This window comes from Myroides odoratimimus (assembly GCF_001485415.1).
GTDB classification, from domain to species: Bacteria; Bacteroidota; Bacteroidia; order Flavobacteriales; family Flavobacteriaceae; genus Flavobacterium; species Flavobacterium odoratimimum.
The window spans coordinates 1-7681 of sequence record NZ_BCMQ01000051.1 but is presented as its reverse complement, the minus strand read 5'-3'; the positions used below and the strand labels follow the sequence as shown (position 1 = coordinate 7681).

At 30.1% G+C, this 7681-nt stretch carries 8 protein-coding genes; 5 read left to right on the top strand and 3 right to left on the bottom strand.

The window, feature by feature from the left end; genetic code table 11:
* The 3 genes from MODO_RS18625 to tnpA all read right to left on the bottom strand — a co-directional run.
* The coding region (locus tag MODO_RS18625; protein ID WP_218185763.1) for an IS66 family transposase at positions 1–304 on the bottom strand (304 nt) is incomplete at its 3' end.
* 49 nt (positions 305–353) lie between these two features.
* Positions 354–692 (bottom strand): IS66 family insertion sequence element accessory protein TnpB, encoded by a 339-nt coding sequence (gene tnpB / locus MODO_RS18620; RefSeq protein ID WP_081316899.1) that lies wholly within the window; start codon positions 690–692, stop codon positions 354–356.
* The gene (gene tnpA, locus MODO_RS18615) at positions 692–979 is read right to left on the bottom strand and encodes an IS66 family insertion sequence element accessory protein TnpA (RefSeq protein WP_006258245.1); all 288 of its coding nucleotides are present in this window, start codon (positions 977–979) and stop codon (positions 692–694) included. Before tnpA ends, tnpB begins: the two co-directional genes overlap by 1 nt.
* A 207-nt stretch (positions 980–1186) precedes the next feature.
* Between tnpA and istA the strand changes: the two genes are divergently transcribed.
* The 5 genes from istA (at position 1187) to MODO_RS18590 (ending at position 7269) form a co-directional block, all read left to right on the top strand.
* Positions 1187–2740, top strand: coding sequence for an IS21 family transposase (istA, locus tag MODO_RS18610; RefSeq protein WP_059051711.1), 1554 nt, complete (start codon positions 1187–1189; stop codon positions 2738–2740).
* 12 nt (positions 2741–2752) lie between these two features.
* Positions 2753–3484, top strand: a complete 732-nt coding sequence (gene istB, locus MODO_RS18605) for an IS21-like element helper ATPase IstB (protein ID WP_006259346.1) — start codon at positions 2753–2755, stop codon at positions 3482–3484.
* A 671-nt stretch (positions 3485–4155) separates the two neighbouring features.
* On the top strand, positions 4156–5403 hold the full coding sequence (locus tag MODO_RS18600; RefSeq protein WP_006259347.1) for a hypothetical protein: 1248 nt from the start codon (positions 4156–4158) through the stop codon (positions 5401–5403).
* 79 nt (positions 5404–5482) lie between these two features.
* On the top strand, positions 5483–6172 hold the full coding sequence (locus tag MODO_RS18595; RefSeq protein ID WP_006259348.1) for a hypothetical protein: 690 nt from the start codon (positions 5483–5485) through the stop codon (positions 6170–6172).
* A gap of 53 nt (positions 6173–6225) precedes the next feature.
* Positions 6226–7269: a restriction endonuclease gene (locus MODO_RS18590; protein WP_006259349.1), complete on the top strand. Its 1044-nt coding sequence runs from the start codon at positions 6226–6228 to the stop codon at positions 7267–7269.
* Positions 7270–7681: the final 412 nt, after the last annotated feature.

Below are 7681 nucleotides of genomic sequence, written 5' to 3'. Positions count from 1 at the left end.
TCTCTTGTTTGATTACTTCTTCTTGTTCCTCTAAGACTGCTTGTTCAACATCTAAAGGTAATTGAGTTTGATTGGGATCCTCAAAACGTTCTCGGCTTTGACCGAACTTCATGCGCTCAAGTAGCTTTACACGATATTCCAGTTCTGTATTTTTTTCTTCTAGTTTAGAGGTCTTTTCTTCTAAGCTAGTAGTTTTCTTCTCTAATTTAGTATTTACTTTTTCTTGTTTGGAAATAGTCTTTTGGGCTTTGGTTAAAAGTGCCAAAAGTTCTTGTTTCGATAAGTTTTCTAAGTCTATTTCCATGAAGTAAATATACGTCAAAAGCCTTATTTATACAAGGATTAAGGCTGTTTTATCTCATGGAAAACCGCCTTTTTTGACTACTTTTTATCACTTGTATTCCTTCAATCATAAGTACCAAATCACTCCAACTGATTTGAGTCCGATTATGAATAGGAAAAGCAAAAGTACCTTGTTCTAATCGCTTGTGATATAACACAAAACCACCTGTTTCCCAGTGTAAGAGTTTAATCTGATTACATCGACGATTGATAAAGACGTAGACACTTCCATTATGAGCGACTTGATTAAGCTCGTTTTGAACAAGACCACATAGACTATCGAAACTCTTGCGCATATCACAAGCTGATTTATACAAGTAGAATTGATGGCTACTACTCAGACTAAACATTACACAAGGTTTACTAATGAATAGAGTTCACCCAAATCTTTCGTTTCTAAACGTAACTTCACTCCATTAGGATACACGATTTCGTATTCTTTACTGTCGGTTTTAGATGTTTCACCTATTGCTATAAAGTTACTTGAGCCTTCTTGCTCTGTTTCACTCTTAAACTTTACTACCCAATAACTAAATGTCGCCAGCTTAATTCCAACACTTTCACAATACTTTGATTGTGTTAATCCACTTGCTTGCCAATCCTCTACATGAGAGTACATAATTTCTTGTTTGCTCATCTCTTTATTATTTAAAGCAAACTTACTTCCTTACATTATATTATGAAACATGCACTTGCTGGGGTGCATACGTGCAAACTGAACAGGTGATTCCGGTCTAAACTGAACAGATGATTCCGGTCTAAACTGAACAAGTGATTCCAGTGCAAACTGAACAGTTCTGAGCTTAGTTTTTTAGTGTAAATTGTGATTAAAAATCACAAAGTTATGGCTAACAAACCTATCTCAACGACCATGATAAAAAGTATCATTAAGATGAAAATCAAAGAAATTTCTAATTCTAGAATCGCATCTAGTTTAGGAATTTCAAGAACTACATTGATTAAATATGTAGATAATATTTGTAAATCAGGGCTTAGTTTTGGTGAATTAGACAAATTAAGTGAAAAAGATTTAGCAGATTTATTCCATACTCCTAATCTGCTGACAGAAATCAAAAACGATAAGGTTACTACAGATCTACTAGAGTATTTTCCCTATGTAGATAGAATGTTACCACAAGTAGGTTTTACAAGATTAATACTATGGGAGCAATACAAAGAGAAATACCCTGAAGGGGTCCAATATAGTAGGTTTTGTGAGGCTTATAGTAATTGGTGTGCTCAAGGAAAAGGTTATGTACCTATTGAGCATAAAGCAGGTGAAAAGCTATTCATTGACTATGCAGGGAAGAGATTAGAAATTGTATGCCCACAAACAGGAAATATTAGTAAAGTAGAAGTTTTTGTAGCCACTCTAGGCGCTAGTCAATATACTTATGTAGAGGCTTGTGCAAGTCAAAAAGCCCCTGATTTTATAAAAAGTATTGAAAATGCATTACACTATTTTGGTGGTGTACCTAATTGTATTGTACCAGATAACCTAAAGTCAGCAGTAATTAAACCACACCGTATTGAACCGGAATTAAATCAGCAACTATTAAAATTTGCCATGCATTATGATACCACTATAATGCCTGCTAGGGTTAGAAAACCTAAGGATAAATCTCCAGTGGAAATGGCAGTTAATATTACCTATAGCCGAATCTACACCAAACTACATGGTCAGATATTTTTCAGTATAAATCAGCTAAACACAGCTATTAAAAAACTTTTAAAGCCTTACAATGACTATCCTTTTCAGAAGAAACAAAGCAGCCGAACAGAGATGTTCTTGGATTTTGAAAAACAAGCTCTTAAAGCTTTACCAATCGATTTATATCCAATTAAAACTTATAAAACAGCTACTGTATTAAAAAACTATCACGTTGATTTTAGAGAGGACAAACACCACTACAGTGTTCCATATCAGTATTTAGGAAAGAAAGTAACTCTTATTGTAGATCAAAATATTGTTGAAATCTATCATAACTATCAACGCATTGCTGTTCATCCTCGTAATAGGAGAACTAGTGGATACTCAACCTTAAAGGAGCATTTACCGCCAAAAAGTCAATATAATGCAGGTTGGAGTGAAGAGTATTTTATTAGTTGGGCCAATAAAATAGGCCCTGAAACAAAAGCTTTTATTGGGAAAATACTGCACAAACAAACCTTTGTAGAACAGAGCTTTAAATCATGTATAGCTGTTTTGTCCTTTGCTAGTAAAGTAGGGAATTCTAGACTAAACTTAGCTTGTAAACGAGCGTTAGCTTATGAACATATAAGCTATAAGGCTATTGAAAATATTTTAAAAAACGGATTAGATCAACAAGAATTAGAACAAAACTTACAAGCTATACCCCAACATGAAAATATCAGAGGGAATAATTATTTTAACTAAATCTTTATGTTTATGAATGTTAATGCAACAATTGAAAAAATGCAAAAACTTAGGCTTAATGGTATGAAAAGAGCCTATGAATCATCCTTAGAAACTAAAGCTATAGACTCTTTTACCAATGACGAGTTTATAGCCTGGTTAGTTGAGGCAGAAGATAATCAAAGAAATAATGATAAGACTCAGCGGCTTATAAAAAATGCTAGATTCCACTATCAAGCTAGTTTACAAGAGGTAAAGTTTACTGCTGAGAGAAACTTAGATAAAAACACTTTTATAAGATTATCTGATTGTAGTTTTATTGATCGAAATCAAAATATCATTATTACTGGTTGTACTGGAACAGGGAAAAGCTACTTAGCTACTGCACTAGGCTTCCAAAGCTGTGTAGCTGGTTATAAAGTAAAATACTACAATTTAGGTAAATTATTACATCGTTTGGCTATGACTAAAGCTGATGGCAGTTATTTAAAAGAATTGCTAAAATTAAGCGCCACTGATGTACTTATTTTAGATGATTTTGGATTACAACCCATTACTGGTGATAAGCAACTTATACTAATGGATATTATTGAGGATCGTAATCATCATAAAACAACTATCTTTTGCTCACAAATACCTGTAAAAGCATGGCATGATTTATTTTCAGAAAAAACAATTGCAGATGCGTTTTTAGATAGAATAATTCACTCTGCTATTCGCTTTGAATTAGAAGGAGAATCTCTCAGAAAAATAATCAAAAAATAATAACTCTTTTTAGCTATATTTATACTACTAAAAAACAAGGCGAAGAACTGTCCACTTTCACACTGGAATAGACTGTTCACTTTCACACCGGAATAGGCTGTTCACTTTCAGTGGAATATTCAGCTTATCACTAAAGTTGTTAACAGACCCGAAATCTAACATCCTAACAGGTTCCTTGCAACATAAAAGCAAACTAAGAGGACAAATACTTGTAAAATCCAAATTGGCTAGCAAGTTATTATGTTAACCTCTTACTTGCTCCTTAAAACTATTGAAAATCAAAAGAGATCTTTTCTTTTATAAAATCTATTTACATCTAAATAAGTTACTGCAAAAGTAATAGCAAGTTATGTTTTGAGGCACTCGAAACTCCATTCGTACCATCAAAACTACTTGCTCTTGCAGAGGGCTAGAAAACTACTCCGAAGTCGATAGTTTTTTACTTAAATAGTAGATAGACTCAAAATTTTGAGTGGTTTACGGATTTCCGTAATTTTATTACAGAAAGTTTTGATATGTTTAAAGAAGAAAAATAATGTTGTTTAATTGTTGCACTATTTGTATTAAAGTTATATTTACATGTAACTAATTCACGAAAAGACTAATTATATTAGCAATAAATTTAACGAAATATTAGCCGAATCTATTAACCAAACCATCTCTAAAAAACTATGTCTGAAAATTCAACATTAAAAATTACAAACGGTATTAAGTCATTATTAGATCAATTACCAAAAGTAAGTTATGGAAATAATGTTATGCCATATTTAAATATTGAAGAATATGGATCTGGAAAAGATGCATTTGATTCATTAATAAGTGAATTTAGCGAAATAGATTTCACTACGATTACAGAGTTTTTAGATTTAAATAAAGAAATTAGTAGACAAAAAAGAGAACTTAAAAAGCTAGAAGATAAGCATACAAATTTAATTGCAATAATTGGTGAACAAACTAATGGCACTGAAGGTTCTATTGCAAATCAAATATTATTAAGTTTAAAGGAAGAAATCGAGCAACTTCAAGAAAAAAGAGATTTATTAGATGGTGAGATCATAGAAAAAGAAAGACAAGAAAATTCTAGAATTTTTAAACAAAAAGAAAAAGAAAAAACTGAAGAAATAGCATATAGTAAAAAAGTAGAGAATTTAGAGAAATTGTATAACGAAAAAGAATCAAATTTAAAAGAATCCTTTAAAAAAACTAAAGAAGAGCTTGACAAAAAGACTCAAGATTCAATACACGAATCAAAAAATAAGGTAACTGAAGCTGAAAGAAATGCAACTGGAAAAGTGAAATTAATAAATCAGTTTCGAGATTTTTTAGAGGAAACTAATAAAAACATGAATCTATATAGTTATACTATTATAGGTATATTAATTGCTGGAATTACAGGTATTGGCTTCAGTATTCCAAATTTATTGGAGAGCTTTAGTAGTTTTGATAAATTTATTCTTGCACAAGCTGATAAGATTACAAGCTGGCAAATAATAAATTATGCTTTAGGTTTATTAATCGTTAAATTACCTTGGGCATTATGTTTAAGTGCATTATTAACTGGAATGTATAGTTTATTAAAAGGTCTATTAACTACTTACGAAAAAATTAATCAAGACAAAAGAAATATGTCAGCAATCTATGCAATATCTGGTGATGTAGCACAACAGCTAAATGAATATGGAATTAGTCTTATTGAAGATGATGAAATAGATGAAACAGATGAAACAAAAATAATTATTAGCATTACGAAAAAGGAGCTTAATAATAAGCGAGAAAATGTCAGATGGAACCAAATCATGAGATACTTTGAGAATATGCAACAAAGTAAATTAGAGATTGAGAATCCTGAAGACCCTACAAAAGTCAAACTACTTACCGCTACTTTGAATAAATTAATAGATAGGTTGCCTAAAAACTAATTAATTTTCATTCTAAGTAGAGTCGAAGTGAAAACAAAAATTTCACTTCGTAAAGCTAAAACACGTTAAAACTAATCTAATGTTTACAGTCTATATAAATTCCGAAGATAAGGGTTCAAGTTATTACCACTTCGAAGAAGAATTCTTAAAAATATGTAATGCACATCGTGAAGAAGATCGAGCATTAATGTTTGCTTTTATTCTTTACGATTTTGAAAATCCTCAAATTTCAAAAATATTAAATGATGCAGACTATTGGCTATCACTCCATAGTATTTCTGGTGAATACTTAACTGTATTTAGTTTACATTATAAACCTGAAGATATAAAGAAAAACATACAGGAAATGATACAAGCTAAAATGCAAGGAGATACGTCTAAGGAAATGTTTCAAATACCAACGATTCAAAATCCTTCAAAAGATACAAACAAGCTTATTAGAAAATACTTTGGTGACGATGTTATTATAAAATATCCTTCAGTATTATTCTTTCAAGTTGATAATAAAAATGTTATAAACCATAGATTTATTCAATTAGATGAAAATAGTTTAGAAAATTCTTTTCTTGAACTAAAAAATTATATAAAAGTTGCTGTTCAATCATTAGATAAAGTATCGAGAGAATACAAAAATAATTATTCCGAATTGTTTAATCTTGTTGATTCAAGTGTATCAGGAACAAGAAAAAGCATTCAAATACAAAAAGGATTGAGAAAAGTTACATCAATTGCTGAGCTCGCATCAACTGTAGTTGGCTTAAAACCATAAAGCCAAGCCCTAAGATATTATGTACAAATTATCAAAACATGAAGTTTTAAATAATGAAATATAAAATTGAAGATATAAATTTTGAAAAAATTTCTCCAAAAGCATTTGAAAATCTGTGCTATGATTTACTTGTAAATTATAATTTTCATAATCTTATTTGGCGAGATGGAGGTGGTGATAATGGACGAGATATAGAAGCCAATTCAAACTATTCAAATCCATTTAGTACTATTGAACAAAAATGGTTTTTTGAATGTAAACATTACTCAGCAGGTGTACCACCAACTGATTTAAATTCTAAAATCGCTTGGGCTGATGCTGAACAACCAAATTTTCTTGTTTTTTTCATCAGTTCTTATATTACTACATCTGCAAGAAATTGGTTAGAAAAGATATCACCGCAAAAGAATTACAAAATATTATTAATAGAAGGTGCTAACATTAAAAATAGGATTATTCAATATCCAGATTTAGTCGAACGTTATTTTTCAGAAAACCATTACGAAAAATTGTTTAAAGACATTAAAGACTATAAAGTAAAATTCAACATTGATCCAAGCTATGAAATCTTAAAAGAAATAATCGAAAATATTGACCTAAATAAATTAGATAAAGAAGATTTAGGTTTTATTATTTTTAGTTTTTATAGTCAATATATAGTATTTGAGGGCAGAAATGATTATTACGATGATTTCGATGGATTAATTATATATCGTGTTTTAGAGCATTTAAAAACAATTACAGCAAATGAAAAATTATCTTCATTTCTTGAGTATAAAGAGGACTATGACGAGCTTGGTGGTGTAGGAATTTTTGATGAGATGTATTATATAAACGAGGATGTAAAAATGAAAAATTATAATTTCCAATATTATGATTTACATCTAAATTACAAAAAAGATCAAGAGTTTTGGAATCTTGGAAGATATGTTTTGATTATTTACGAAGATTTAGCATTTGAAATATTCAAGGATAAAGAAACGGAAATTAGAATTATAAAAGAATTTAATCCAGAAAAGCTTTTTCATATATCATTAAATATCGAAGAGAATATTGTTGAGAATTATAAAAAATATATAAATAAATTCGTCATATAACAAGTGGTTAGCTTAATGAGATTTTAAGAAAAAATGAAGGTTTTACCTTTTTTATTTCAAAATCAGGTGTTAAATAGTATATTTGAAATTGAATCAAACGATTCCAATCATAGTTTAAAACTTTCGTAATTAGGTGCTCACAACAATTTAAAAAGGTGAACCTCCCTATTTATAAAGCATACGGCATAAAAGAGGCTAACCCTCTTTCTCCGAGATTCACCTTGATTTTCAGGCGATTACGATTATAACACCCAATTTTACACCCAAAAATGTAAAGTTGGGTTTTTTTATATCTTTTATTTAGGTAATTTATCAAAACTTTTGTAGTTATTTCGTATAGAGCTTTTTTAGGATCAGTGACAAAAGTTGGGGACTAGGCAAAAAGTCTAGTTAATCTAAAAAGAAAAAACTT